Below are 24,468 nucleotides of genomic sequence, written 5' to 3'. Positions count from 1 at the left end.
GCGGAATCCAAGCGATGGAAAACTCGCTCTGTTTCCAAATGGTTAGGGTTCCGCTATAGCAGGACTAGCCAACAAAAATACCAACAAAATATTTCTGTGGATTGGTTCGGTTCCCGGTTATCGCTCTATTCGCTCAATGCCATCGCGTCCCAACCTTATCTCAAAAGCCCATGCTGTCGCTACTCGAGTTTGGTCCAGATAGATCCTCTCGATCGCATTGCTGGTGCGGGAGCTAATCGCAGGTCCGCTGCCTCCGATTGTAGCACTGTAACCGGCCGGCCCAGGAGCAGCACGAAGGCGTCGCTGTCCGCTTGTGTCGTCTTGGTCCGGCCGAGACGGATCGACAAGCTCGGGAGTTTTTCGCCGTCGGGAGCCTTGGGATCGGTGGGTACCGGCTCTCCTTCGACAACCTGCTCGAACCGGAGCGAAGCAATTTCGCTGCGGCGGCGGCCGCCGGAGCCAAAAGGCGGTGATGAGAAGGGCGCGATCGGGCACGTCGACGAGACGGTCGCCCGCGCAGGTGTGAGGAGGCTGGTCAAATTATCGGCGGTCACCACCTTTCTGCTCTTGCGGCCGCGGGGCGGGCGCTGGCGCGCACCGCCAACTTGATCGCGCTCTGCAGTCCCGGCGCGTTGGATTTTCGCCTAAGAGCTGCGCCATTTGGTCAGCGTCGATCAGCTGGACAGACGCCGGCCTACGGTGTTCGGCGCGTGCGGTCCATCGACAGGAAACAGGTTGGCCGAAACGCCGCGGTCACGTCTTCCGACCGTGCGAGACGTCGGTTTCACGCTTTGCGATCCCACGGGTGGGCGATGAATTCTATCAGCAAGTACCTCCGGCGTCGGCCGCCAGGGATGAGCCCGCCGCAGCCAGAGACCATGCTTCGAGGTAACCGAGAACTGAGGCCAAGGCGCGCAGGGATTCTCGCCGGCTCCTCATGTGAACGATGCCACCACCGGCGCGTCCGCGCAGCCAGACTGGTCCTGCGAGCTGCTGCGCCTCGGCAGCGGAATCGCGAGAACCCAGGTCGGCTGGAAGAGATGCTCGACGCCGTTGGGGCGGTAGTCGAGATCAACTACGGGGCCGGCCAGCCGAGCGAGATTTGTACGAAGTCGGCGACGCCCGGCCCGGTCGGCGCAAAGGCGAAGGCGCCGCGCCATTCGGCGAATTTTCCCCGTCCCGATTGTCGTCGCCAGCGGGCTCTGCAGGGCGATTTCTGGCTGATTTGCGCGGCGAGATCAATCGCTATCGATAAGAGGTCATTATCGATAGTCAGCTTCATCGCCGGAAGAGTCACCTGTGAGCGAAGCAAACGGCAGTATAGCTTCCGTTACGCGCATCGGCTATAAACAAATCAACGGTTTACAAATTCGGCGATCTGCCCCTGAACACCCTGCTGAGGCCGCTCGCCCGCGCCGACGACTGTCGGTTTTACTTCCCGATTTCAATTGAAGCGCTAAGGTGAAAATTCTGCTCCTCTGGAGCACCATGAGGCGGCCCCTCTGGGGGAGGGGAGGGGGCTTTCAGAGCCCGGACGCCTTGGTGAGGTTGGTCCGGAATCGATCGCGCCGGCGCTGGTACTTGCGGGTCATCTCGGCCGAGGCATGGCCGAGCTGCTTCTGGACGTGACGCTCCTCGATCTCGGCCGAAGAGGCGAGCCCTGCGCGCAAAGAATGGCCGGCGAACAGCAGTTCGCGTTCGCCTTCCGGGAGATCGGAGCGGACGCCTGCAGCCAGTGCCGTCTGCTTGACGAGACGGGCGACATGCTTGTCGGAAAGGCGCTCGACGTCGACTGTCTTGTTGTCCTTGAAAATGCGCCGGAACAGGGGACCGCGGGCGATGCGGCCGAACTTGATCCAGGTCTCCAGCGCGACCACGGGGCAGGTGTGGTCGCTAGAGCCGCGACCGACCTCGACCTCGCGCCAGCGATCGCCCTTGCCGCGCAGCGTCACCAGCACGCCCTTTCCCGGAAGGATCTCCATCCAGCCGGCGCCGTCGCTGTCATCGTCACGCATGACGTCGAGGCCGACGATCTCGGACCGGCGCAGGCCGCCGGCGAAGCCGAGGAGCAGGATGGCGCGGTCGCGCAGGCCCCTCAGATCGTGACCGAGCGTGGCGAGCATCGCGACGAGGTCGTCGCCGAGGACGGCTTCCTTCACGCGCGGCGGTTTTGTGTGCTTGCGGCGGATGCCCGCGAGCACGGTGCGAATGTGGCGGTCGGCCCGGTCCATGGAGAGGCCGCGCTGGGTAAAATTCCAGGAAAGGCCAGAAAGACGGCGCTCGATGGTCGAAACGGACAAGGCCGGGACGCCGAGCTTCGCGCCGCCGGCGGCGCAGGCGCTGATATAGAGCCCGATCACCTTCGAATCCGGGGGCAGGGGATTGAAGCCGTTGCGTCGGCACCAGGATGTAAAATGCTTCCAATCCTTGGCGTAGGCGTCGCGGGTGTTTTCCGAACTGGCGTTGTCCGCATATTCCCGGGCGGTCTCGACGAGATCCTCGACATGCGCCGGGACGCGGACCTCCGGCCGCCCCATCTCCATGACGACATCGACGATGTCGGGCAACTCTCCCTCGAGAGGGTCGCCGGCGAGCGGATCCTCGGCCGGGCCATCGTTTTTGGCGGGTTTTTGCGGGGGCTTTTCCATGATTTGCGAGGCTATCAAAATATGTCCGGTAAGGAAGCTTACCGGACATAATCTGGCCACGACAGGCGCGGCGGTTTGTTCGTATTGTCGTTGTTAAAAGCGCCGCGATGATTCATGCTGTCGAGGATGATTCTCCACGCCAAACCGCCTTCGCGACACGCAGTCCAGCCGCTCGGCGCCGCGCCGATCGCGCCCATGACGGCTGTGCCATCCTGGCTGCGCAGGGCAGTCGAGACGGCGCAAACCCTTGAGGATGCTGCGCTTGCCGCCGGCGCGGCGCTGACCGCGCTCGATGCTGTCGTGCGCCGGGACGAAAAATGGGCGGGCGCCTGGCGGCAACGTCTGGCACTCGGCGCGGCCGCGACAACGGCGCGGCAGGCGGGGCGCACCGAGGACGAGGCCGCGCTGCGCGATTCTTTTCTCCTTACCCGCCCCGGCGACGATTGTGGGCCGGGCGGTCTTTTGCTCCTCGCCTGGCGCCGGCTGGCAGCCCGGCCCGCAGAGGATCTTCTGACGGAGAAAAACCTCACCGTGGTCTTGGAAGAATTCGGTTTTTTCGCCCGCAACGGCGCGGCGGGCGGCGATCTCCTCGAGGATCTCCGCCAGCTGTCTACGGCAGCCGGCGTTGTCGAGATGCTGACCGGCGCATTTGCGAGTGCGGAACGCGATGGCTTCGGACGCAATTTGGGTTCTTGGCTCGCCGACGCCCTGCTCGCGCAAAGACTGGGATGGCCGCATGCGGTGCCGCTTCTGGGAGCGCAGCCGGGATCGGGCGGAAGCACGCGTGGCGTGCGGGTGAGAACAACCAGTCTGACGGAGAGGGATCGGGCGCCAGGCGGGGAGAGGGTGCAGGGCCTGCTCGTGGCCCAGGCGCGCGCAGCGCTGCGGGCGATCGACCTCTCGACCGAGCTCGGCCGCCGCGCCGAGCGGCTGCTCGCCGTCGCGCCGAAACTGCGGGCGAAGGGTGCGGATCTCGTCGTCGAAAAGCTGCTGTCCGACGACACGCTCGTGGCGTCGCGCGGGGACAAAAAGACCGGGATGAGCGATCGCGGCCTGCGCCGCCTGTTCGACCGACTGGTCGATCTCGGCGCCGTGCGCGAGCTGTCCGGCCGCACCACGTTCCGCATCTACGGGCTTTAGGAAATGGCTGAAGCGGCGCGCAAGAGGCGAGGGCAGGGCCGGTCAGATGACCATCGATCAGGCGACCGTCGTTCATATGACCATTTGTTCGATCGCGATCTCGACCACCTGCCGGCGGAGGTTCGCTGGCGGGAGTGGATGAACCGCGTCGAGGCCACGATTTTTGCCGCTAGTGAACCGGTCGGCCGCGAGACGCTGACGCGCATCGTCGGCAAGAGCTGCAGCATCGACCTTCTGATCGACGATATTCGAGAGGAGCTACGCGGCCGGCCCTATGACCTGGTCGCCGTCGCCGGCGGTTTTCGGCACCTGACCCGGCCGGCCTATGCCGATGCCATCCGCAGTGCATTTGGCACCGCCGGCGGCGACAACAGGCGTGCCGTAGACCTGACGCAGTCGGACGTGCTGGTTCTTATGTGCATCGCCTACTTCCAGCCGATCACGCGCGGAGAACTGTCGTCGTTTTTCGGCAAGGAGATCAGCCGCGATTTTATTGGTCATCTGCGCGGTGCCGGTCTGATCGCTTCCGGCCCGCGTAGCCCGACGCCGGGCGCGCCCTACACCTACGTGACGACAAAAGAATTCCTGCTGCAGTTCGGGTTCGACACTCTGCGCGATCTCCCCGACATCGAAGCGCTTGAGGATGCAGGCCTGCTGTCGAAGGAGAAGCTGCTGGCGGGCGACATCACGCCGGGGTTTTCCAGTGACTGGGAAGAAGATGCGGGCGTTGCCGGTGATGAATAGCATGCTGCTCACCAGGGATGGGTGGTTCGCGGGCAGCAATCCTAGCCGCGTGGGACCGCAAGAACACGGTGACGCTTCGTTTTGATCGCATCGTGAGTGGCGCGCGAACAGGCCGCGAGCAGAGCAGCAAGGTCGGCGCCGGTCGAGGGTGACCGCACAGACCTCGGCGATCCTTGATGCGTGTCCATGAAATCCGAGAAGTGCGCAATCAACCGGTCATGGCCGCCTGCAGCCAGGACGAGCCGACGCCGCCGGGCAACAAAGAAGAGTGTTGGGGTCGAGCCAATCAATGTCGCCCTTGGCGCGAGAACAGGATGGTACGCTCTTGGGGTACCGCATTTCCGCTACGACACTAGGCGACCTGTCGGCTGATCTTCACCAGGTGCAGTGACGCCGGAGCCTGCGGCAGTTCGTGGATCGTCACGCTCGGACACACCTTCCGCGCGAGGTCGCAGCGGTGCTGATGGTGGGTGAAGTACACCACCTGTCCCACCTTCGCCATTCCCGCGAAGAGCCGGAAGGCTTCCTCTGCGCGGAAATCGTCAAAGGTCTCCATGATGTCCTCGGCCAGGAATGGCACCGGCCGATGCGAAGAAGCGAACTCATGATATCCGGCGACGCGAAGGGCCAGATAAAGCTGGAACCGCGTTCCCTTCGACAGCGCGGCCGCCATCTTTGATCCGCCGTCCGCGCTTACGGCGACGAGCATCTCGGTGTCCTTGTCAGGCTGGGTCACGAGCCCCCGGTAGTTGCCCCTGCTGATCGTATGAAACGCCTCAGACGCTTGAGCCATCATGGAACTCCGGTGGCGGTCCCGGTAGAGGCGAAGTGCCTGTTCGGCCGCCACGACACCAATCCGCAGCTTGAGATAGCGGAGAGCCTTCTCGTCGATCTGGAGCGACGCGGTCCGGCGACGCTCTTCGATCCGAGCAGCGGCATCGTCATCTCCTATCGCATTGACCGCGTCTGCCGCCTTGCTGTGTTCGGTGAACAGTTCCCGGCTCCGTTGATCCTGATCCTCGAAGCGGCCTTTGAGTTCTGCCGCTTCCGTTTCAAGGGTCACTCTTGTCAACCCGAGATACACCCAAGGTCAATGTGACTTGGGGTTGTCCGAGCTGTCGGATATGCGACGTCAATGTCGGTCATCGACACAGCCGGTCCGATCGATCGCCTTGATCTAAAGGGATTTTCCTTTGGCGCGCATATTGCATCGTTCATCCGGATACGGATCAACGGACTGACGCCAGCCATGCAGAGAATGCCGATCGCCAACGCTTCGTGCCGGGCCCCGTTCCGGCCGTTTCCGGTGCAGGAACAGCAAGGAAGTGTGATTGCAAGGCGCCATCGGGCTTTGAATATTTGTGACATGGAAAATACCCTGCTGGCTCGGATGCCAACTCTTCAGTCTGGTTCACCCGGCCAGTTCCTGGATATCCGCGTAGGCGCACGGGTCATGGTGACTGCCGTCTCGGCCGCACCCGCGTGCTGACGCCTTCGAGCAACGCTTAACGGCTGCTGCACACCGGCGATGAAAAGCCAGATCCAACAATGCGTCTCCCGAAAACCGAAGAGGTGAACAGATATGGTCAAGATCGGCGCTTCGGCGCTCGCGTCATTAATTCAAGAGGCATCGGGATCGGCAACCGCTCGGGTGCTGGCCAACGATTCGAATGGTGCACATCCACCGCTGGCGCTGGCGGATTTCGAGCGGGCACTGACGATCAACGATCGCTATAGCGGACTCAGTGCCAATGTCCCCGAAATGCCTTTTTGGCTGACTGGGGGTGAAGCCTTCGTCTACCGCCGGACTAGCCACGGCGAGCGCCAGTTCATGCGGGTCGATGCTGCCACGGGTTTGAAACGGGCCGCCTTCGACCAGGCCCGTCTGGCGGCGGCGCTAAATGAAGCGAGCCATAAGAGCTATCAGGCCGGCGATCTTCCCTTCGAGCGTTTCGAACTGACCGAGGATGGTTGCAGGCTCGACTTCCTGATTAAGCAGGTCCGGTGGAGCTGCGACGTTGCAAGCTATGTTTGCACCAGCACAAACTTGGATGTGGACGCGCCGGCCTTTCAGCTCAGCCACGACTACACCCCCCCGGCTAAGAATAACCCCGACCAGAGGAGCGTCTCGCCCGACGGCAAATGGATCGTCTCTATAAGGAACCACAATGTTTTGCTGCGCAGCAAGGACGGATTGCAGAATGTTGCGCTGAGCCGGGATGGATCCGAAAACAATGGCTACGTCTTTTCGACACTGAGTTGGTCGCCGGACTCGCGCCATCTCGCGGCCTACCGCGTTCGCCCCGGCTACAAGCGGGAGGTCCCGTACCTCAATTCGTCGACGGACCGGTTGCAGCGCGAATATTCGACAAGGGTCTATCCCAAGCCGGGCGATGTCCTTCCGCTGCCCCAGCCGGTCCTGTTCGACATTGCCGGCCGCCGCCAGATCGTGATCGACGACGCCCTGTTCTCGAACCCCTTCGAACTTTCCCCTCTCCAATGGTGGGCGGACGGTCGCGGCTTCACTTTCGAATATAACCAGCGCGGGCATCAGCTCTATCGGCTGGTCGAGGTAAACGCCGCCACGGGCCGCGCACGCTCGCTGATCGATGAGACCAGCACGACCTTCGTTGATTACCGGCCGCTGGTGATGAACCAGCGCCGTACCGGCAAAATCTTTCGTTACGATGTCGACGACGGGAAGGAGATCATCTGGGCGTCCGAGCGCGATGGGCACGAGCACCTGTATCTGTTCGACGGCCGGACCGGCGCGCTCAAGAACCAGATTACCAGCGGTGAGTGGGTCGTGCGGGGGGTCAACCATGTCGATCCGGTCAAGCGCCAGATCTGGTTCGAGGCGAGCGGGATGCACCCGGGGGAAGACCCTTATTTCGTCCATGCGTACCGCATCGGCTTCGACGGTGAGGGGCTGACTGAGCTCACGCCCGAGCCGGCCAACCACCATGTCGAGTTCTCTCCCGACGGCCGCTACTATGTCGATCTCTGGTCACGCATCGATCTGCCGCCCCGCATGATGCTCTACCGCGCCAGCGACGATATCAAACTCATGCAGGTGGAGACCGCCGACATATCCGAGCTCGTCGCCGCAGGCTGGCAGCCGCCACTCAGTTTCCACGCCAAGGGGCGCGACGGCAAGACTGATATCTGGGGCGTGATCCACCTGCCCGCCAATTTCGATCCGAAGAAGAAGTACCCGGTGGTGGAGAATATCTATGCCGGGCCCCAGGGCTCGTTCGTCCCAAAATCCTTCTCAGGGCGGACAGAGCCGCTCACGCAGCTGGGCTTCGTCGTTGTGCAGATCGATGGCATGGGTACCAACAAGCGCTCGCGCGCCTTTCATGACGTTGCCTGGAAAAATCTGAAGGACGCAGGCTTTCCCGATCGCATTCTATGGCACAAGGCGGCCGCCGCGAGGTATCCGTGGTACGATATCTCCAATGTCGGCATTTTCGGCTGGTCCGCAGGCGGCCAGAACGCGGTGGGCGCGCTGCTCTTCCATCCCGAATTCTATAAGGTCGCGGTCGCCAACAGCGGCTGCTACGACAACCGGATAGACAAGATCTGGTGGAACGAACAGTGGATGGGGTGGCCAGTCGGCATTGAATATTCCCAATCCTCCGCCATCGACAATGCTTACAGGCTGCGGGGCAAGCTGATGATCGTCGTGGGCGAAATGGACCGCAATGTCGACCCGTCCTCCTCGCTGCAGCTTGCCGACCGACTCATCAAGGCGGGAAAAGATTTCGACATGGTCTATGTGCCTGGTGCCGATCACAACGCGCCAGGCATCTACACTGAGCGCAAACTCCTGGACTTCTTCGTTCGCAACATTCTCGATCAGACCCCACCCGACTGGAACGCTGAACGAACCGAGCTGCAAAAGAGCAAATCGTCACGATGATGGCTTCGGCTGCTTCTGCCTGTGGCAATCCTCGCGCCCGTTTTGTTGGCTGTGATCGAGGCGGCGAGCGAGCGGAGAACCGCTCCCACGAGGGCCTGCGCCGATTCCTGCGCCACGGGCCTTCGCAAGACGGAAACAGGAACGATTCCGACGCTCGACGGCCGCAAAGCGGGAATTAAGGACATGGCGCCCCGCCTCTGCCTGCCTCTTCGATGACGGTAGGCGGCACTCCCTTCCAAGCCCGCCGCGGCATCCCGCAACCTTTCGCTGTCGCTTCGGGTCCTTCTCTTCGTTCCGGTCCTTCGGATGCGGTGCGCCTGGACGGCGGCCCTTCCGTCCCAACTCGCCGCCTACCCCGCTTCCCTCCCGCTTCCCGGAAAGCCGCGAGTCGGCGAGCGGAGACAAAACGAAGCATGCAACACAGAAGCGTACCCGCGACGACCGGGATATGACCCGAGGCTTCCTCCACGGGGTCAGAACAAGATCAGTGCGAAATTGTACGCGGCCTTTATCAACCAAAGACAGCAAGAGTCTTGTGATCAAGGCCTTCCCGTGCGATTCTTGGAGCGTGACCTGGCGGAGATGAAAATGCCTGAAACGATGCTCGCAGCGCTTTCCAACATTCGGACCGTTGAAGAAATGATCGTGGCTTTCCGGGATGAAGAGCATTGCCGGCGGCTCCTGGAAGGCATGATGTGGCCGGACGGCAGGATCTGCCCCGCCTGTGGTTACAAACGCTCGATCGCGCTTGCTGACCGCGATACAGGCAAGCGGCGTGCGCGACCGGGTCTTTATCAATGTTCCAATGGCGATTGCCGGTTCCAGTTCACGGTGACCACCCATACCCCGCTGCACTCGACCAAGCTGCCCTTGCGCGTTTGGCTGAAAGGGGAGCATGAGGAAGTGTGGGGCAGTTATGCGGCGAGAGCTGTTTCGTCTGGTTCGTGATTGTCGTTCGCCATACCGGGATACCATTGCTGGAAGGTCGAGCGTATGGAGCCGTCGAGGGTCTGCGTTCGGGTTTGCAGCAGAAGATGCGCGCCGATCCTGCTCCACTGCATCTGCTGCTTTTTCGCGAACCGCTTGCTGATGACGGCATTGACGGTTGCCTCGACGAAGGCCGAGGATATCCGCTCACCGGACCGGTAGCGTTCGCCGTAGTTGATCAGGCTGGCACTGTTGGAAGCGATGTAGGATCGGAACTCGCCAATGGCCGTGAGGAATTTGCGCATGATCGGGTAGTCCGTTTCGAGCGCTTCCGCATCGAATTGCAGGTCGCCGATTTCCTCACTGGCACGGTACGCATTGCCATGCCAGAGGTGCCATTTGATCCTGCGCAGGGTTTCAAGCAGATCCTGTCCGGCCTGCTCATTATGGTTTTCGAGACCCTGGGCGAATTGGCGCAGGACCGTGATGCGCATGGTGATGTGGAACCAGTCGAGGACATGTTCGCTTGCCGGCGCGATCATCTCGGCAAGCGAGCGGACTTCTTCTCCTCCGTCGGTGATGAAGGTGATGTCCTGATTGGCCTGAACACCCTGCTTTTTAAGATGGTCAAGGATACGCCGCTGCGGCTTGCGATCGTAGCCATGGACAAAACCGATGTAACGGGCATCTCCGTCCTCGGGTAAGGAGCGGCCGACGATCAGTTCGAAGTTCTTCTTTCGATCGTTGCGGTCACGGATATACCCGCCATCCAGACCGATGACGATGCGGCCATCGGGAACGGGCAGGTTCATCCAGTCGCGCGGACAGGCATCCTGCATGAAGGAAACCCGCTCTTCGGTCAGTTCCCGCTCGATGCGCCTGGCGGCCTGCAAGGCGTGCTGCCGAACCGTCGTGGCGTTGGCGCCGCTCTCGACCGGCAGCACATCGGCCAGCAGCTCGGCCGCGGCGGCATAGGGTACGAGCGATGCCCACCGCGTTTCCAGATAGAGGCGCTCGGGCGCAATGTGGTCGGGGATCAGTTTCCGGAGTGGAGAGATCGTTGCTGGATCGTTTCCGCCGACCGAGTGCGGCAGGTAGTATCGGGGGCTTTTCAGGCGGACGTCCCCAAAGAGCGTATGGAAGGTTATTGGGTAACTGCCCTTGCTGCGCAGGCGACGCCCATCCAGCTCGCGGTTTTCGCTCAGCCAAAGTTCCACCTGCGTCTCCACCATCGCCTGCTGTAATTTCGTAAGAAGGCCTTTCGCCTCCGACAACGACAGACCGAGATCCTCGGCGCCCTTCGTCACCTTCACCAGATCGGCGACGGTTTCCATTGCAATCATCTCACCATCGTCACCCATAATCTCCAGAACCAGCCGCGCCCGCATCTCATGTCCTCGCAATGAGTTTTCCAGAATGACCGGAGTGGAAAACTGATTGCGCCCATGACGCCCGTTTCTCCTCTGCGGCCTGCCGGAAACGCTGATAAAGACCATCAGTTAGCAATCCGAAAATCGTCCGGTAAACCGACATGATCTCGATCAAGCAGGCCGCAAACGCCATCCCAGCCTTGCTTTCGGGCATCAACACTCGCGGTGATGATGCCGCCCTTCTGGGGGCCAATCTTCTTTCGAAAGATCAGGTCACATCTGCTGGTGCATGAGGATCAGATGTTCGCTCTGCCGCAGGCGATCATTCACTTTCCGCCGCTCGAACGACTGGCCCAGCAGTGTAGCTCCGCCTTTGATCCGAAACCGCAATTCCTGTAATTCCCAAGCGCGGTCCGGATCATCGAGGACCGCAAGGGACCGGGTGTCGCCGATTTCCGTGATGAATTCCAATGCTGTGGCGAGATCCTCATGGAGGTCAGGCCCGAGCGCCTCGTCCCTCTGCCACATCCAGGCTTCCGGTCCACCACAATCCTCAGGCGGACAGTTGCCGTCGCCGCCCGTACACGCCGGATAGTGAGCTCCGGGTTTGACAGGCCGGCGCTGCTCTAGCCGGACCTCGTGCTCCCAAGGGAAGTTGAGGTCGTACTCGTACAGGAACCGGCTGCCGTTACGCAGTTGCAAATTGCCAAGTGGGATAGCCGGAAAGCGGGCACCCGCCTCCCACGAGCCGTACCGCACCGTGTGAATGACGAACTGGTAAAGGTGTATGCCTTCCCATCCCATCGCGACCTGAAGGACGCCATGAAACTCGCGTAACGTCATCGTCGAGGGAACCTGAACCCTACGCCACACCATGGGGCTCACGTCCTTCAGCCAGATGCGGAATTGCAGGATGGAAATCTCATCCTCCGAGGCTGCCGCCTCTCCGGCAGTTTTCGTCGCTGCCCGTTTTGCCCTTTTCACATCCGCCGGCCCCGTCAAAATTCAACGGTGACGACATACTTCGTTCCAGCCCGCCCCACAAATCCTCATGCTCCCCTACCTGCGCGGCGAGCAGGGCACTTGCCGCCTCGGCGGCGGACGTGAGCGGCATGTGGGCGGATGAAATGAGGCATGCCGTCAGATGAATCGGCGGATCGATGACGACGGGCCTCAGACCTTCGTAGCCTGGAATGTCCGTGAAATCCCCCTTGGGAACGATCCCACTTGCTACCCCGGCTTTGACCAAGGAGAGCACGCTCCAGAATGCGTCGACCTCTGCCACGCAGTTCGGTATCACTCCGGCCGCTCCAAACGCCCGGTCCAGCGCGTCGCGGATCGTATGCGGCTGCGCTGGCAGCACAAGGGGAATTGCCGCCAGCGTCTCGAGGGACACGGATGTTGCGGCATTTTCTGCGCTGGCAGGCCGGATCAGATAGAGGCGCTGGCGGAACAGCGGTTTGCGGGAAATACCAAGGGTGGGAGTGTCCTCGAAGACCATGCAAACGTCGAGCGCGTGCGATTCCATGAGCGGCCTGATGCGGAGAAAGTCACCGGTAACTAAGCTCAAGGTCACTTTGGGGATTGCCGTCCTGCAGGCGCCCACCAAGGGGCCGGCGAGCGAGACGGCGAGCGTCGAAGACATGCCGAGCCTAACCGGACCTTCTGGCTCTCCCTCCGTGGAGCGAACCATGCCGGGCAGTCGCTCTACCCGCTGCAAGATGAAGACGGCCTCCCGATAGAAGGCCTTTCCCACTTCAGTGGGGCAAACGCCGCGTGCGCTGCGGTGCAACAGGGTAGCGCCGAGCTTGGCTTCAAGGCCAGCGATCTGTTGGCTGAGGGCTGGCTGGGCCACATGGATGGTGGCCGCTGCCCGGCAGAAGCTCCCAGCATCGACGATGCTCACGAAATAGCGGAGGTGGCGTAGTTGCAATGGGAGACCCTTGCCAAGTTTGAAGAGACGTAGATTGCGCCCGATGCCGCTTGTGGCAGTGGCGGCATCATCTGTATTTTCAAAGAGCCCGAAAGGGACGCCATTTTGATGGGTTCCGATCGCCAGCGAGCGAGCTGCTGCTTTGCGATCCGCGGCAACGTACTTCGCGAGCAGATTTGATCGGCGCGCTCCAGGCGCGCGAATAAAGAGTGAAATTCTCGTTAAATGCGCCTTCCTGCCCGACTCGTCTTGCTGCCGGGTCCTACAACTGCTCAAAGGAAATGCTTGGCATTCAATCCCGCAGCGACAACGAGCGACCGGCGCTCTTCGCCTTTCTTGAGGACACCGTACTCGTACTTTCTCGACTTGCGCCAATACCCCGGCAGAGCGCGTGCGGTCACGAGCAGACGGTTCGAACTCCGGCGGCCCAAGGCTGTGAACGAGCCTAATTTGTCTGGCATGACTATCGCTGCGCCATCGAAAGCATTTTGGGCATCACGATGCCACATTATGAATTGGGACACCTGCAACCAACCTTTTCGTGCGGCGATAAGCGCGCCGCAAGATCCGGGCCAAGTTGCGCAGCCGAAAATAGGTGCTCGTTTTTGGCGAGCGTTGGTTGCCTTCAGATCGGTTCCAGTGAGCACACCACGACTCGGCCCTTCGGCTGGGACTTTGGCGCCGTACCCGTCGGTAAGGCGAAATGGCCAAGATCGCGCGGTATTGCCACGAGCAGAACCTTTCCCTCGCGCGAAAGAGGCTCTGACGCTTTTTCGTCGCGACGTTCCGCAGACCGATGACCGCTGCGATGGAACGGCCTAAGCGGCGATCAAAGGGTTCTATTTGGTCTTGTCGCAGGCTTGCAGCGCGTGCCGCATCGAGCGGAAATGGGTCCTGCTCGACCCGATTGTTGAGGTACTTGCTCTTGCGGATGCGGCTCGGCTTCAGCGCTCGTCGCGATCGATTCCGCAGACGGTGTTCGGCGTCGCAGGAAATGATCGCCTCATGATTGGTCGGGCTGCCGTCGATGACGATGCGATCCGGTCTGCCGTGGTGCTCCAGGGCCTTCCGGAAGAGGCGCTTGGCTGCCGGCAGGTCGCGTGTTCGCTGAAGAAGAACTCGACCGTGTCGCCGACGCCGTCTACGGCACGATAGAGATACTCGTCCATGTGCCACTTGCGGGTGACGGCGCGCTTGCGCCCGGTGAAGCGCTCCAGAAGCTGGGGCGAGGAGTGAACGATCCAGCGGTGCACAGTCGAATGGTCGACGTTCAGACAGCGTTCGGCCATCATCTCTTCCAGATCGCGCAGGCTGGGATTGTAGGCCAGATACTAGCGTACGCACAGCAAGATCACTGATCGATCGAAATGACGGCCTTTGAACATAGCAAGAGCGCTCCCCGAACGAGAGGCCTTCGTGCCAGATATGGATTGTTATTCCGTTTGCGACAGAACCTGAAAAAGGCGTCACCAAGGGAGAAGCAAAGCAATTGGGTCCGGAGCTCATCCTTTGCCTCCCAGCCGCGGGCCAACGCTCATAATGGCGGGCTCGGCCGAAAGCAGCTTCCTCGCCGCTGCCTTGACCTGGTCGAGCGTCACCTGATCGATGAGGGCGGCGTGGCGCTGGATGTAGTCGATGCCGAGCTTGTCGAGCTGCAATTCGACGAGCGTGGCTGCGATCGAGCTGGAGGAACCCAGATTGTCGATGGCATAGCCGCCGATCAGATTTCTCTTGGTCGCCTCGAGCTCGGCCTCCGTCGGCCCCTCGTCCGCCAATTGCTTCACCACCTTGCGCATCAGGCTGAGCGTCTCGGCCGCCCTGTCGGCGCGCGTTGCCGTAGTGACGACGAGCGCGTTGGAATGCTGGTGGTCGACCAGAGCGGAGTCGACACCGTAGGTGAGGCCGCGCTTTTCGCGCACCTCCTCCCACAGACGCGACGTGAAGGGCGAGCCGCCGAGAATTTGGTTCATCAAGACCGCGGCGTAGAAGTCCGGCGCGCTGCGCTTGACGCCAGGCCAGGCCAGCTGCAGCGACGTCTGAGGCAGGTCATAGTTCACCTCTACCTGCTGGCCGAGCTTGGGATTAACATCGGCGACTGGGGCGAGGGTCTGCTTCTCAGGCAAATCGCCGAACAGCTGGTCGAGCCTTCTATTCAGCGTCTTCGCATCGATGTCGCCGACCACCGCCACATACAGGCCGTCGCGGGCAAAAGTCGCCTTGTGGAAGGCGCTGAGATCGGCCGGTGTGATGCCAGCGAGGCTCTCTTTGGTACCTTCGCCCGGCCTCGAATAGGGATGCGAGCCATAGATCGCTTCCAGCCATTTGCGTTGGGCGAGCGTATCGGGATCGCGCTCGTTGGCGATGATGCCGGACAGGATCTGAGCGCGGATGCGGTCGATCGGCGCCTGGTCGAAGCGCGGCTGGTTGACCGCCACGCGAAGCAGGTCGAAGGCGCCGTCGCGCTGCTCGGCCAGCATGCGCATCGAGCCATAGGTGCCGTCGCGCTGCGCCTCGAAGCTCATCTCGGCGCCGACATCGTCAAGCTTGATCTGGAAGGCCTCGCTGTCGAGGTCGCCGGCGCCTTCGTCGAACAGGCCGCTCATCAGATTGGCAAGCCCTTCCTTGCCGGGCGGATCCTGCGTCGCGCCGCCATCGAAGACGAAGCGGATGGAAATGATCGGCACTGTATGGTCCTCCACCAGCCAGGCGTTGATGCCCTTTTCAGACGTCACCTCCTGGATCGTCATCGCCGCACGGGCGATGGGCGGCTGCAGGAGGAAGAAAATGGCAAGGGGAAGCATGGCAAGCAGAGTAGCGAGGCGCGAGACCCTCCCTTTTTCAAAGAGAGAGGATAGGGCGCGTGCAACGACGCCGCGATGTTGGTTCGTCATCACATCAATTCTCCGTCTTGGGCAAGAGATAGCCGGTGGTCGAATGGTCGAGATTGAGATAGCGAGCAGCGACCGCCTTGACCTGGTCGGCGGTGACCTTGCGGATGCGGTCCGGCCATTGCTGAAGGTCCTGGACGTTGCCGCCGGTGGCGAGCGTCGAGCCGTAGATGCTGGCCATGTCCTCCTGCTCGTCGCGGGCAAAGATCATCGAGCGGACGAAACGGTCCTTGGCTTTTTCCAGCTCGTCGCTGGTAACGCCCTCTTTTGCGATGCGAGCGATCTCGGCGTCGACCGCTGCCTGGACGTCGGCAAACTTGGCGTCGCCGCGCGGCGCGCCATAGACGGTGAAATTGGTGTCGTCGAGCATGGTGCCCTGGAAGAAGGCGCCGGCCGCCGCGGCAATGCCTTGCCTGACGACAAGCTCCTGGTAAAGCCGGCTGCGGTTGCCGCCGCCGAGGATTTCGGACAGCACGTCGAGCGCTTCGGCTTCGCCGGGCTTTGCCGTGTGATAGGACGGAACCACCCATTGCGTGGTGAAGCTCGGCACGCTGACGCGCCCGTCGGTCAGCGTCACCGTACGCCTGGTGTTCTGCTCGGGCTCGACGGGGCGGATGCGCGGCGGCAGATCCGGGCCACGCGCGATCTTGCCATAGGTCTTTTCGGCCAGCGCCTTGACCGTTTCCGGTTCGACATCGCCGGCCACCACCAGCACGGCGTTGTTGGGCCTATATAAACCATAGAAGTTGACGGCATCGGTCCGGTTCAGCTGCTCCAGCTCTTGCATCCAGCCGATCACCGGCACGCGGTAGGGATGGTTCTGCCACAACGTGGCGTCAATCTCTTCTTGCAGCACCGCCTGCGGTTCGTTGTCCGTGCTCGAGCGGCGCTCCTCCAGGACTACGTCGCGCTCGGTCTTGATATCGTCCTCGGTGAGACTGAGATTGAGCATGCGATCGGCCTCGAAGCTCATCATCTGCTCCAATGCCGAAGGCGGCACCGTCTCGACATAGGCGGTATAGTCATAGAAGGTGTAGGCATTGTTGGATCCGCCGATGGCGGAGACGGCGCGGCTGAGCTCGCCGGCGGCGTGGTTGGTCGTCGCCTTGAACATCAGATGCTCGAAGAAATGGGCAATGCCGGACTTGCCCGGCGGCTCGTCGGCGCTGCCGACCTTGTACCACACCATATGGGTGACGATCGGCGCGCGGTGATCGGGGATGACGACCACCTCCATGCCGCTGTCGAGCAGGAAATTCGTTACCTTGCCGTCGTCGGCGGCGGCCGGAGCCGGAGCGGTCGTCACCAGGGCCAGCGCGATCGCCGCAAGTATCCTGCGCAGCCAGTCCGACCGAAGTTTCGTCGAGGGCTTCGAAATGTCTTTTGGTGAGGTGATCATCGTAGGTTTTCCTTTCCGTTCGTCGGTGTTTGCGGATGATCCGGCGTGGTTTGCCATTCGGCGATCGGGCACATCGGGCGGTATTAAAACGTCTCCCAGTTTCATGAGGTATCGTGACTGGCTGTTCCAATGACAAACCTTCTCGCAGCCCTACCTGACAGCAGCCTGAAAGCTCCCGGCCTTTGCGCCGCGGCGGTTCAGCGTGGCGCCAGTTTCTGTCGATAACGGAAGAATTTTGCCGCGAACCTGCGAGCTCGGCATACTCCATACGAATGCTGCTCACGAAGAGGACGAGGCCAAGCTTTGTTGAGCTGGCGAAGAGCGTCGGACGGGAGAGGACGGATCCACGTGCTCCATGTTGATGAGAAACGTCCGTCAGAACAATCGATAGCTATAGCACTGGCTCTCATGTCCGACATAGTCGAAGCCCGACAGAATGAGTGCAGCCGTAAGCGCCTGAGGCTTCGACGAGGCCGCGGCATGCTGGTCGGCGCCAGTGGATCGTATGGTGAGCCGCCGCGACAGCTGACCTCCTCTGGCGCACTTGTCGTCGATGCAGGCTTCGACGTCGGCATCAGTACCAGCTCGCAGGCCGGCCTCTCCTCACGGCCAGCTCTCAGGCGAGGTGAGCGTCAACGGCATCAAAGCAGATCTAACAATAAGATATTGGTGGCAGACCGGCGCGTCATTACGATGTGACTGCCGCTGAGGCGATCCTTGCTGGCACCGCCCGTACCGGAGCACGGAGTCATCAGACGCGCCTCCAGCTGCAGTGCGCTGCTCAGAAACTACGTTCAGATTCGAGCCTTTCGATCCACTCAGGTCGAACGCACAACAGCCTACCGCCAGGAGCGTCTGTCCGTAAATTCTATCGGCGTTATGATCGACGGAGGCGCGCGAAGGACTTGAGGGAGCCCGGCGATTTCATGCGGTCTGCGCCGAGCGCGGTCAGGCCTCGCTGAGCCGTGCAAGGCCGCGGTGACGAAGCCGCCCGCGGGTGAGCCCTCTGAAGCGCTGGGCGAGCGAGCTTGGCGGTGAGATCGATGTTTTCCCGGTAAGGATCCGTGTCGCTCCCTCGAACTGGCCGGACGATGATCGCGGCAATGGCCGCCGCTGTCCCGGCATCGAAATTGTCCACATGATGCGTAGGAGACAGGCGTGGTAAGCCTTCAATCCGAATCCGTCCTTGGCCGAGCATCATTCCCGTTGCCTGACCAGCAGCGCACAATCCTCCCTACACCCAACTGGCTGGTGCAACAAAAATGTCATCGAGGGAAGCGAATAATCGCTTCAAAACCATCCTCGCGACCACGGGCAGGCGATGCAAGTTCAAGACTGGCACCGATACGCTGGATAATCATGTTAACGATGTGTAGACCAAGGCCTGAGCCCGCCGCTAGCGTCGCACCACGCCTAAATCGCTTCGTTACCTCTCCAAGATCGGGGAGGGGCACGACCGGTCCCGCGTTTGCAATGGCGATGGTTCCATCAAATCGGACGGAGACTGTTATCGGAGTATCGGCCAGTCCATGTACGAGCGCATTCTCGATTAGGTTACGAAGGAGGATAGCAAACGCATCGACGTCTACCTTGCGCATCAAGGTGACGCAGCCGCCCGCGTCAAGGATTAGCCGTCCGGCATATTTCGGCTTTTGCGCAAAGTCTTCAATAACGAGCCGGACCATTGGGTTAAGATCGATCGCGTCGTCTGTGATGCCGATCGCCGATTCGGCACGCGCGAGTTGAAGCAGTTTGTCGACAAGGTGGCCAAGGTGCGACAGCGATCTTTGGATGCCGCGCGCGCGCCCTTTCGCCGGCCCTTCGGAAAGTTCCGCCACCAACCTCTGCGTCTGACCGAGCGCGCCTGCGATCGGTGTGCGCAGTTCATGTGCACTGTTTGCGGCAAACTCGCGCTCGGCATCGAGGGCCCTCCGCAGACGTTCGAGAAGCCGGTCGACGGTGGCCGCGATGGGGGCAAATTCTGCCGGGAGATCGCTCAAGCCCATGGGCGAGAGATTGCCGCCGTCGCGCCATCCGATCTCCTGTCGCAGTACTTCGATGGGCGCCAGCGACCGCCGCATCACCATTAAGCAGACGGCAATACTAAAAGGCAGGAGCACGAGTATCGGAACGAAGACGTAAGCTGCGCCTTGCGCGATTGCCCGACGTCGGACTTCGACTGGTTCGGCCAGCTGAAGAAAATTGCCGCGGCTTGACAACTCCAGTGTATAGACGCTGTAAGTAGCGTTTTTCCAAGGGCCTGTACTCAGTGGAGCATCAGGGAACGGCTTCGGCAGCTTTTCCACAATTTCCATGAGCGGCTCCCCGTCACGATTGACAACCCGGGCGGTCCAGTGTCGTTCGAAACTGGCCCCAGGGCCAGGAATGTCAGCGTATTCCGACTCCCACTTCCTTTTCAGAGCATCATTCCACCCCGGCGCAAGAGACTTGGCAGATGGGGTGGTTGCCGTCCTCCCCTAACGGCATCGCAATGTGCCAAAATGATGTGGCGTAAGCCACAGAACAGAGAGGACGGCGGATGAAGGATATGTTGATCGGAGTGGATCTGGCAAAGAATGTTTTCCAGCTACACGGGGCGTCGATGACAGGCGATGTGAAGTATCGCAAGAAACTGTCTCGCGGGCAGTTCTTCAGGTTCATGTCAGAGCAGCCATCGGCACTTGTTGTTATGGAAGCCTGCGGCAGCGCCCATTACTGGGCGCGCGAGTTGGTGAAGCTGGGCCATGCAGTCAAGCTGATCGCGCCGCAATATGTGCGCCCGTTCGTGAAGCGGCAGAAGAACGACGCGACCGATGCCGAGGCAATCGTCATTGCGGCCCGTCAGCCTGAAATGCGCTTTGTCGAGCCTAAGACCGCTGATCAGCAAGCGCGGGCGGTTCTGTTTCGGGCGCGCGAGCGTATTGTTCATCAGCGAACGGAATTGGTGAACGCTCTGCGCGCCGTTCTCTACGAATATGGGCAGGTCATTCCGCAGGGGATTGGTCACATCAAGCGCATTGAGGCGATTGTCGAGAATGCTGAGATCGGCCTGCCCGAGCTTGTGCAGGAGGAATGCCGCGACCTTCTGGCTCAGATCGGCGAGAAGACGGCCCGGATCGAAGAAAAGGCCAAGAAGCTCGCGGAACTGTCCCGGCAGAGTGAAACCGCGCGCCGGCTTCAGACCATGCCAGGTGTGGGGCCGCTGATCGCACTGGCCGTCGAAGCTTTCGCGCCAGCGATGCAGAGCTTCCGATGCGGTCGGGACTTTGCCGCTTGGCTCGGCCTCGTTCCACGACAGTTCTCTTCTGGCGGGAAAGAAAGGCTCGGCCGGGTGTCGAAGGCTGGTCAGGCCGACATCCGCAGGCTCCTGATTCTCGGGGCAATGGCCCGCGTGAGTTGGGCGGGTCGCAAACCGCCAGCGCAAGGATCGTGGCTTTCGCGGATGCTCGCGAAGAAGCCGCGCATGCTGGTGGCGATCGCACTGGCGAACAAGATGGCTCGGAAAATATGGGCCATGCTGACGAAGCAGGAAGATTATCGAGACCCGGCTCTGGCTGTGGCGGCGTGACAAGAAACCACGCGGATAACCAGGACTGGCAAGCAGGTGTGAGAAGTCGATGACCTGAATGGGCGCATGATCGAACAGATCTGGACCGGGAAAACCAGAAGTTAACTGAGGGCATAGAGCTCGTTTGGCAGATTTGGACCCGATCCGCAGATCACCATACCGGCCAGCGGCTTCTGAAAGTGCCGCAAATAAGGCCTGACAGAAGACCGCACTCGATCACACGTCAAAAAGGGTCAGACACTACTTGCGCAACGGACGGCAACCACAGAAGTTAGCTCCAGCAGGCGATCGTACAGCTCGTTGACAGCTTTGTGCAGCATGAGCACAGCAATGGCGGCGACGGAAATCCAGACTAGGAGTGTTGCGCCGCACAGCCACAGTGTCAGCCTGCGCGTCATGCTGCGCGACTTCATGGGAGCACGACCCTGTACCCGAAGCCACGCTCGGTCGCGATATGCTCCGCGCCGATGCTCTTGCGGAGCCGGCTGACATAAACCTCCACCGCGTTGCTCGCGATCTCCGAACCGAAAGAATAGAGCGCATTCTCGATCTGCGCCTTCGTCGCGATTGCTCCAGGCCGACTCAGCAGGCAGTCGAGCACCGCCCATTCGCGTGGAGTCAAGGGGACGAGCTGCCCGTCGCGGTAAAGGCGTCGCTCGGCCGATTGTATGGATAGGTCCCCGACAGAAAATATAGACTCCGGGAAAAGCCTATAGCGACGCGCCACGGCATGAATGCGCGCGGAGAGTTCGCCGAGATCGAAGGGCTTGACGAGATAGTCGTCGGCTCCTGCGTTGAGCCCCTCGATCATCAGATCGTGAGCTGTCAGGATGATGACCGGTGTCGAATCCAGCCGTTTGCGCATCTCCCGCAGGTAGTCGATACCGTTGCCGTCTGGCAAGCGAATGTCGAGCAGGATAAGCCCGTAGGGCACCCCAGCTGCGCAATCCCGCGCTGTGGACAGGGTCTCGGCCCAGTCGACCGCGTGGCCACCAGCCGCCACATGTTCGCGAACAGCACCGCCAATGGCCTTGTCGTCTTCGATGAGCAGTATTCGCATCCGGTGTGCCGAGCTCCAGTTCGAGGGCAAGATTCCAACCTTACTGACAGAACCTGACGCTACGCTGAACCGCCGTGGCGCAAATAACCGGAGGATTTCAGGTTGCTGTCAGTTGCAGGTGCCAGAAGGGCCGTTGTTGGAACAACCGATTAGAGGCCAGTTATGAACGCCGTCCTGATTTCGGCGCTTTTTCTCGATGGGACCACGTCGTCGCTTGCACTGGCCGGCGGGATATCCGACGTGGCGATCGCCGGCAACCGCGAAGCGCTGCAGACAAGCTCAAAGCCGAATGCAGATCCCCTCGCAAATTTAGGGTGTCTTGGTCGTGTAGCGGGGTTCGACCGGTTTCCTACGGAACGTGTGTTAATGCTGCCTGCGGACGTTGCCAAACCACCCGGTTGGGGCGCTTCTGGACCTTAGGTCCGGTGGGCATTGGCATAGATCTTGGCAAGCCGGAGACGGAACTCAGCGCACTCGCGCGTGGCAGGAGAGAATTCGGCCGGGAATTTGATGACGGCGGCTTCAATCGTCCAGTCCAGTAGGCCAAGTTCCTGGAGCCGCTTGAACCCGCTTTGAACATCTCCGTTTTCAACAAGGCGCGAAATCGCTTTGACCGTTCCGTGTCGCTGGCGCATCCCGATAAACGTGGTTGGGTGATATCCGTTCTGCCCAGACAGCCGGACCGTCTCGTCGATGAATGCTTCCAAGGCTAGGCCTGCCATCGCGAATTCCATATTTCCGGTATGCATATAGGGGTTAGAACAAGAGCTGTGCAGAATCGTACGCAGCCTTTATCAACCAAAGGCAGCTACGGTTGATTTGATGATGATTCCTCCACCCAGGCTTCGGCGCATCTGACGCCCCGTGGCGGCGCGAAAGACGCTCAGTAGCTGCAGCGCCGGCGGCACGCGCGACCAGATGGTCCTCAAGACTTCTCGACCATGCCGGGTTTTCCGAACGGCGCTCCCGGACACCACGCGCTGTGACCATCGGAAGCCAACCTCGTGGAAATACAGGTCGGCATGCTGCGGGCTGATATGATGAAAGACGCCGGCGATGGTACGGCGGACGCGGGAGTTGAAGCCCTCTACCGAATTGACGTGGACGGCGTCGCGAACATACTCACCACTGGAATGCTTCACGGTCTCGTGCTTGGCAAAGCTCTCACCAATGGCCATGAATGCTTTCCACTCGTCGCTCATCAAATGAGCTCTCGATTCGATCTGCGCTTCAATGACGCGTTCGCTTGCTCGCGCTGAGAGACCGGTCACGACCGCGGCACGCGCGTCACCGGCCGGAGCGCCGGGCGTGACGTCGGTCGGCCGCTGCACCATCGCCATAACCGGCGCCTTCTCCGTATTCGCCTGACCTTTCCGGCCCCGTCCCGAAGGTGGGTCATCCGGCCGCTTTCGGGGACTTCCCCCGAGATGGAAATGATCGATCTCAACCGTGCCGTCGAGCATGTTTTCCCGCGCCACCATCAGCCGAAGTGCGTGACCCATCCGCCAGGCCGTCGGCTGGCTCACTCCAAGGATCTCGGCGAGCCGTACCGAGGACAAGCCCTTATCCGATTGCAGCAGCAGCCACATGGCCTTCAACCAGACACGCAAGGGCAGCTTGGTCGAATGCAGCGGGGTATGGGTCGTCACGGTGAACTGGAACCGGCAATCGCCGCTGGAGCATTGATAGAGACCCGGTCGCGCACGCCGCTTGCCGGTATCGCGACCAGCAAGCGCGATCGAACGCTTGTAACCACAGGCCGGGCAAATCCGACCATCCGGCCACACCATGCTTTCCAGCAACCGACGGCAATGCTGCTCATCCCCGAAGGCCACGATCATCTCTTCAACGGTCCGGATACTGGAAAGGGCAAGCATCGATTCAGGCATTCTCATCTCCTTCGGATCAGGTCAAAGAATCCCATGAAACACCGCGTACTGCAAGGGGATTGCTGTCTCTGGTTGATAAAGGCCTCGTACGCTAAGAACGAACGAAGCGTGAACCTGGTTTGCTTATGTCTCGCGATTTCCGGGGCGCGCCGTCTGATCCCAGTGGAAAACCGTGGAAGCAGGATAGCTGCTATTTCCACATCCAGTCTGCTCGGCAACATTCAGCGGCAGTTGGTGTTGTGTGCGGAGTTTGAGCAGTGGCCAGGCGCAAGATTCTCAAAGCTCCGGATCGACGGGAGCTTTTCGATATTCCGGCTGATGAGGACAGCCTGATCCGACACTATTCATTGTCCGCGGCTGATCGCCTCCAGATCGACCTGCGCAGGCGCGAGCACAATAAGCTCGGCTTCGCTGTTCAGCTTTGCGTGATGCGACATCCAGGTCGGGGTGTTGGCGGCAGACGAAATTCCGCCCCGCGCGATGCTGAAATATGTCGCCGACCAGATCGGCGCCGATCCCACTGTGTTCACAACCTATGCCCGCCGGGAAGAAACGCGTCGCGATCACATTGCGCGCCTGATGATCTGCCTCGGCGTCAGAAGCGCGACAGCTCAGGATCGTCGCGCCGCGCTGTTGACGGCAGTGGAGGCGGCCGCGATGTCCGACAGCGGCGCTTCGATTGTGAATGCCATCGTTGCCACGCTGCGAGAACGCGGAGCACTGTTGCCCGCGGCAGAGATCATCGAGCGAATGGGTCTTGCGGCTCGTGCCATAGCTCGCCGCCGCGCGGAGGAAGCGCTTATCGAAGGTCTGGCCCCTGAGAAGCTGCAGGCGCTCGACAAGCTGCTCGAGGTTGACGCGGCGATCACTCAGACCCGCTTCCATTGGTTGCGGTCGGCGCCGGAAGCGCCCGCGGCTTCAAATCTGATAGGACTGACCGAGCGGATTGCATTCCTGCGCACGCTTGGCACTTAATTGTA

General features: G+C 61.1%; 18 protein-coding genes and 3 pseudogenes. 8 read left to right on the top strand and 13 right to left on the bottom strand.

Annotation, left to right across the window (positions count from 1 at the left end; genetic code table 11):
* Nucleotides 1-1,523 precede the first annotated feature (1,523 nt).
* Together A9K68_RS30695 and A9K68_RS30690 are read right to left on the bottom strand one after the other, a co-directional pair.
* Nucleotides 1,524-2,543, bottom strand: coding sequence for a tyrosine-type recombinase/integrase (locus A9K68_RS30695; RefSeq protein WP_245430187.1), 1,020 nt, complete (start codon nucleotides 2,541-2,543; stop codon nucleotides 1,524-1,526).
* A 143-nt stretch (nucleotides 2,544-2,686) separates the two neighbouring features.
* On the bottom strand, nucleotides 2,687-2,845 hold the full coding sequence (locus A9K68_RS30690) for a hypothetical protein (protein WP_163602977.1): 159 nt from the start codon (nucleotides 2,843-2,845) through the stop codon (nucleotides 2,687-2,689).
* Here A9K68_RS30690 and A9K68_RS30685 point away from each other — a divergent pair.
* Both A9K68_RS30685 and A9K68_RS30680 read left to right on the top strand, forming a co-directional pair.
* Complete coding sequence (locus A9K68_RS30685; RefSeq protein WP_246811270.1) at nucleotides 2,844-3,788, top strand: DUF1403 family protein; 945 nt, start codon at nucleotides 2,844-2,846, stop codon at nucleotides 3,786-3,788. The genes A9K68_RS30690 and A9K68_RS30685 overlap by 2 nt on opposite strands.
* 3 nt (nucleotides 3,789-3,791) lie before the next feature.
* Entirely contained in the window at nucleotides 3,792-4,532 is a 741-nt protein-coding gene (locus tag A9K68_RS30680; RefSeq protein ID WP_065005810.1) for an SMC-Scp complex subunit ScpB, read from the top strand.
* A gap of 352 nt (nucleotides 4,533-4,884) precedes the next feature.
* On the opposite strand, the gene A9K68_RS30675 is transcribed toward A9K68_RS30680, so the two are convergent.
* The gene (locus A9K68_RS30675) at nucleotides 4,885-5,595 is read right to left on the bottom strand and encodes a hypothetical protein (protein ID WP_065005809.1); all 711 of its coding nucleotides are present in this window, start codon (nucleotides 5,593-5,595) and stop codon (nucleotides 4,885-4,887) included.
* A gap of 72 nt (nucleotides 5,596-5,667) precedes the next feature.
* Between A9K68_RS30675 and A9K68_RS30670 the strand changes: the two genes are divergently transcribed.
* The 3 genes and pseudogenes from A9K68_RS30670 to A9K68_RS30660 form a co-directional block, all read left to right on the top strand.
* Entirely contained in the window at nucleotides 5,668-6,021 is a 354-nt protein-coding gene (locus A9K68_RS30670) for a hypothetical protein (protein ID WP_065005808.1), read from the top strand.
* Nucleotides 6,022-6,114: 93 nt separating this feature from the next.
* A complete protein-coding gene (locus tag A9K68_RS30665; RefSeq protein ID WP_163603100.1) occupies nucleotides 6,115-8,454 on the top strand; it encodes a S9 family peptidase in 2,340 nt (779 codons plus the stop codon).
* Between the two features lie 588 nt (nucleotides 8,455-9,042).
* Nucleotides 9,043-9,345 (top strand): annotated as a pseudogene (locus tag A9K68_RS30660) (transposase); the annotation flags it as partial.
* Nucleotides 9,346-9,368: 23 nt separating this feature from the next.
* Here A9K68_RS30660 and A9K68_RS30655 read toward each other — a convergent pair.
* Entirely contained in the window at nucleotides 9,369-10,769 is a 1,401-nt protein-coding gene (locus A9K68_RS30655; RefSeq protein WP_065007981.1) for an ISKra4 family transposase, read from the bottom strand.
* Nucleotides 10,770-10,912: 143 nt separating this feature from the next.
* Between A9K68_RS30655 and A9K68_RS32405 the strand changes: the two genes are divergently transcribed.
* Entirely contained in the window at nucleotides 10,913-11,044 is a 132-nt protein-coding gene (locus A9K68_RS32405; protein ID WP_280952233.1) for a hypothetical protein, read from the top strand.
* On the opposite strand, the gene A9K68_RS30650 is transcribed toward A9K68_RS32405, so the two are convergent.
* The 6 genes and pseudogenes from A9K68_RS30650 to A9K68_RS30625 all read right to left on the bottom strand — a co-directional run bounded on the left by A9K68_RS30650 (nucleotide 11,025) and on the right by A9K68_RS30625 (nucleotide 19,286).
* Entirely contained in the window at nucleotides 11,025-11,735 is a 711-nt protein-coding gene (locus A9K68_RS30650; RefSeq protein ID WP_245430210.1) for a plasmid pRiA4b ORF-3 family protein, read from the bottom strand. The two genes, A9K68_RS32405 and A9K68_RS30650, sit on opposite strands and share 20 nt — an antisense overlap.
* Nucleotides 11,674-12,960: a LysR substrate-binding domain-containing protein gene (locus tag A9K68_RS30645; protein WP_065006361.1), complete on the bottom strand. Its 1,287-nt coding sequence runs from the start codon at nucleotides 12,958-12,960 to the stop codon at nucleotides 11,674-11,676. The genes A9K68_RS30650 and A9K68_RS30645 overlap by 62 nt, the downstream gene beginning before the upstream one ends.
* 615 nt (nucleotides 12,961-13,575) lie before the next feature.
* Nucleotides 13,576-14,012 (bottom strand): annotated as a pseudogene (locus A9K68_RS30640) (DDE-type integrase/transposase/recombinase); the annotation flags it as partial.
* A gap of 174 nt (nucleotides 14,013-14,186) precedes the next feature.
* On the bottom strand, nucleotides 14,187-15,575 hold the full coding sequence (locus A9K68_RS30635) for a pitrilysin family protein (RefSeq protein WP_065006359.1): 1,389 nt from the start codon (nucleotides 15,573-15,575) through the stop codon (nucleotides 14,187-14,189).
* 4 nt (nucleotides 15,576-15,579) lie between these two features.
* Entirely contained in the window at nucleotides 15,580-16,971 is a 1,392-nt protein-coding gene (locus A9K68_RS30630) for a pitrilysin family protein (RefSeq protein WP_065006362.1), read from the bottom strand.
* A 1,265-nt stretch (nucleotides 16,972-18,236) separates the two neighbouring features.
* Complete coding sequence (locus A9K68_RS30625; protein WP_082982149.1) at nucleotides 18,237-19,286, bottom strand: HAMP domain-containing sensor histidine kinase; 1,050 nt, start codon at nucleotides 19,284-19,286, stop codon at nucleotides 18,237-18,239.
* 224 nt (nucleotides 19,287-19,510) lie between these two features.
* Here A9K68_RS30625 and A9K68_RS30620 point away from each other — a divergent pair, with 224 nt between their 5' ends.
* The gene (locus tag A9K68_RS30620) at nucleotides 19,511-20,539 is read left to right on the top strand and encodes an IS110 family transposase (protein ID WP_065006357.1); all 1,029 of its coding nucleotides are present in this window, start codon (nucleotides 19,511-19,513) and stop codon (nucleotides 20,537-20,539) included.
* A 409-nt stretch (nucleotides 20,540-20,948) separates the two neighbouring features.
* Here the strand turns inward: A9K68_RS30620 and A9K68_RS30615 are convergent, their stop codons facing one another.
* The 3 genes from A9K68_RS30615 to A9K68_RS30605 all read right to left on the bottom strand — a co-directional run bounded on the left by A9K68_RS30615 (nucleotide 20,949) and on the right by A9K68_RS30605 (nucleotide 23,488).
* Complete coding sequence (locus A9K68_RS30615) at nucleotides 20,949-21,599, bottom strand: response regulator transcription factor (protein WP_065009289.1); 651 nt, start codon at nucleotides 21,597-21,599, stop codon at nucleotides 20,949-20,951.
* Between the two features lie 416 nt (nucleotides 21,600-22,015).
* Complete coding sequence (locus A9K68_RS30610; RefSeq protein WP_141246649.1) at nucleotides 22,016-22,321, bottom strand: hypothetical protein; 306 nt, start codon at nucleotides 22,319-22,321, stop codon at nucleotides 22,016-22,018.
* 72 nt (nucleotides 22,322-22,393) lie between these two features.
* Nucleotides 22,394-23,488, bottom strand: a complete 1,095-nt coding sequence (locus tag A9K68_RS30605; RefSeq protein ID WP_095780369.1) for an IS1595 family transposase — start codon at nucleotides 23,486-23,488, stop codon at nucleotides 22,394-22,396.
* Nucleotides 23,489-23,745: 257 nt separating this feature from the next.
* On the opposite strand from A9K68_RS30605, the pseudogene A9K68_RS30600 reads away from it, so the two are divergent.
* A pseudogene (locus A9K68_RS30600) lies at nucleotides 23,746-24,454 on the top strand (DUF4158 domain-containing protein); the annotation flags it as partial.
* Between the last annotated feature and the right edge of the window lie 14 nt (nucleotides 24,455-24,468).

It is taken from the genome of Mesorhizobium sp. AA22 (assembly GCF_001672375.2).
In the GTDB taxonomy this organism is placed as follows: Bacteria; Pseudomonadota; Alphaproteobacteria; order Rhizobiales; family Rhizobiaceae; genus Mesorhizobium; species Mesorhizobium wenxiniae.
This window is presented reverse-complemented; position numbering and strand designations above follow the sequence as displayed.

What these genes read in the sequence shown, in the direction of transcription:
- A9K68_RS30670 (WP_065005808.1), top strand. Translation starts at nt 5,668, where the DNA reads ATGTCGGTCATCGACACAGCCGGTCCGATCGATCGCCTTGATCTAAAG.
- A9K68_RS30615 (WP_065009289.1), bottom strand. Translation starts at nt 21,599, where the DNA reads ATGCGAATACTGCTCATCGAAGACGACAAGGCCATTGGCGGTGCTGTT.
- A9K68_RS30680 (WP_065005810.1), top strand. Translation starts at nt 3,792, where the DNA reads ATGGCTGAAGCGGCGCGCAAGAGGCGAGGGCAGGGCCGGTCAGATGAC.
- A9K68_RS30630 (WP_065006362.1), bottom strand. Translation starts at nt 16,971, where the DNA reads ATGATCACCTCACCAAAAGACATTTCGAAGCCCTCGACGAAACTTCGG.
- A9K68_RS30685 (WP_246811270.1), top strand. Translation starts at nt 2,844, where the DNA reads ATGACGGCTGTGCCATCCTGGCTGCGCAGGGCAGTCGAGACGGCGCAA.
- A9K68_RS30635 (WP_065006359.1), bottom strand. Translation starts at nt 15,575, where the DNA reads ATGACGAACCAACATCGCGGCGTCGTTGCACGCGCCCTATCCTCTCTC.
- A9K68_RS32405 (WP_280952233.1), top strand. Translation starts at nt 10,913, where the DNA reads ATGATCTCGATCAAGCAGGCCGCAAACGCCATCCCAGCCTTGCTTTCG.
- A9K68_RS30610 (WP_141246649.1), bottom strand. Translation starts at nt 22,321, where the DNA reads ATGGCAGGCCTAGCCTTGGAAGCATTCATCGACGAGACGGTCCGGCTG.
- A9K68_RS30605 (WP_095780369.1), bottom strand. Translation starts at nt 23,488, where the DNA reads ATGCCTGAATCGATGCTTGCCCTTTCCAGTATCCGGACCGTTGAAGAG.
- A9K68_RS30695 (WP_245430187.1), bottom strand. Translation starts at nt 2,543, where the DNA reads ATGGAGATGGGGCGGCCGGAGGTCCGCGTCCCGGCGCATGTCGAGGAT.
- A9K68_RS30620 (WP_065006357.1), top strand. Translation starts at nt 19,511, where the DNA reads ATGAAGGATATGTTGATCGGAGTGGATCTGGCAAAGAATGTTTTCCAG.
- A9K68_RS30665 (WP_163603100.1), top strand. Translation starts at nt 6,115, where the DNA reads ATGGTCAAGATCGGCGCTTCGGCGCTCGCGTCATTAATTCAAGAGGCA.
- A9K68_RS30625 (WP_082982149.1), bottom strand. Translation starts at nt 19,286, where the DNA reads ATGGAAATTGTGGAAAAGCTGCCGAAGCCGTTCCCTGATGCTCCACTG.
- A9K68_RS30690 (WP_163602977.1), bottom strand. Translation starts at nt 2,845, where the DNA reads ATGGGCGCGATCGGCGCGGCGCCGAGCGGCTGGACTGCGTGTCGCGAA.
- A9K68_RS30655 (WP_065007981.1), bottom strand. Translation starts at nt 10,769, where the DNA reads ATGCGGGCGCGGCTGGTTCTGGAGATTATGGGTGACGATGGTGAGATG.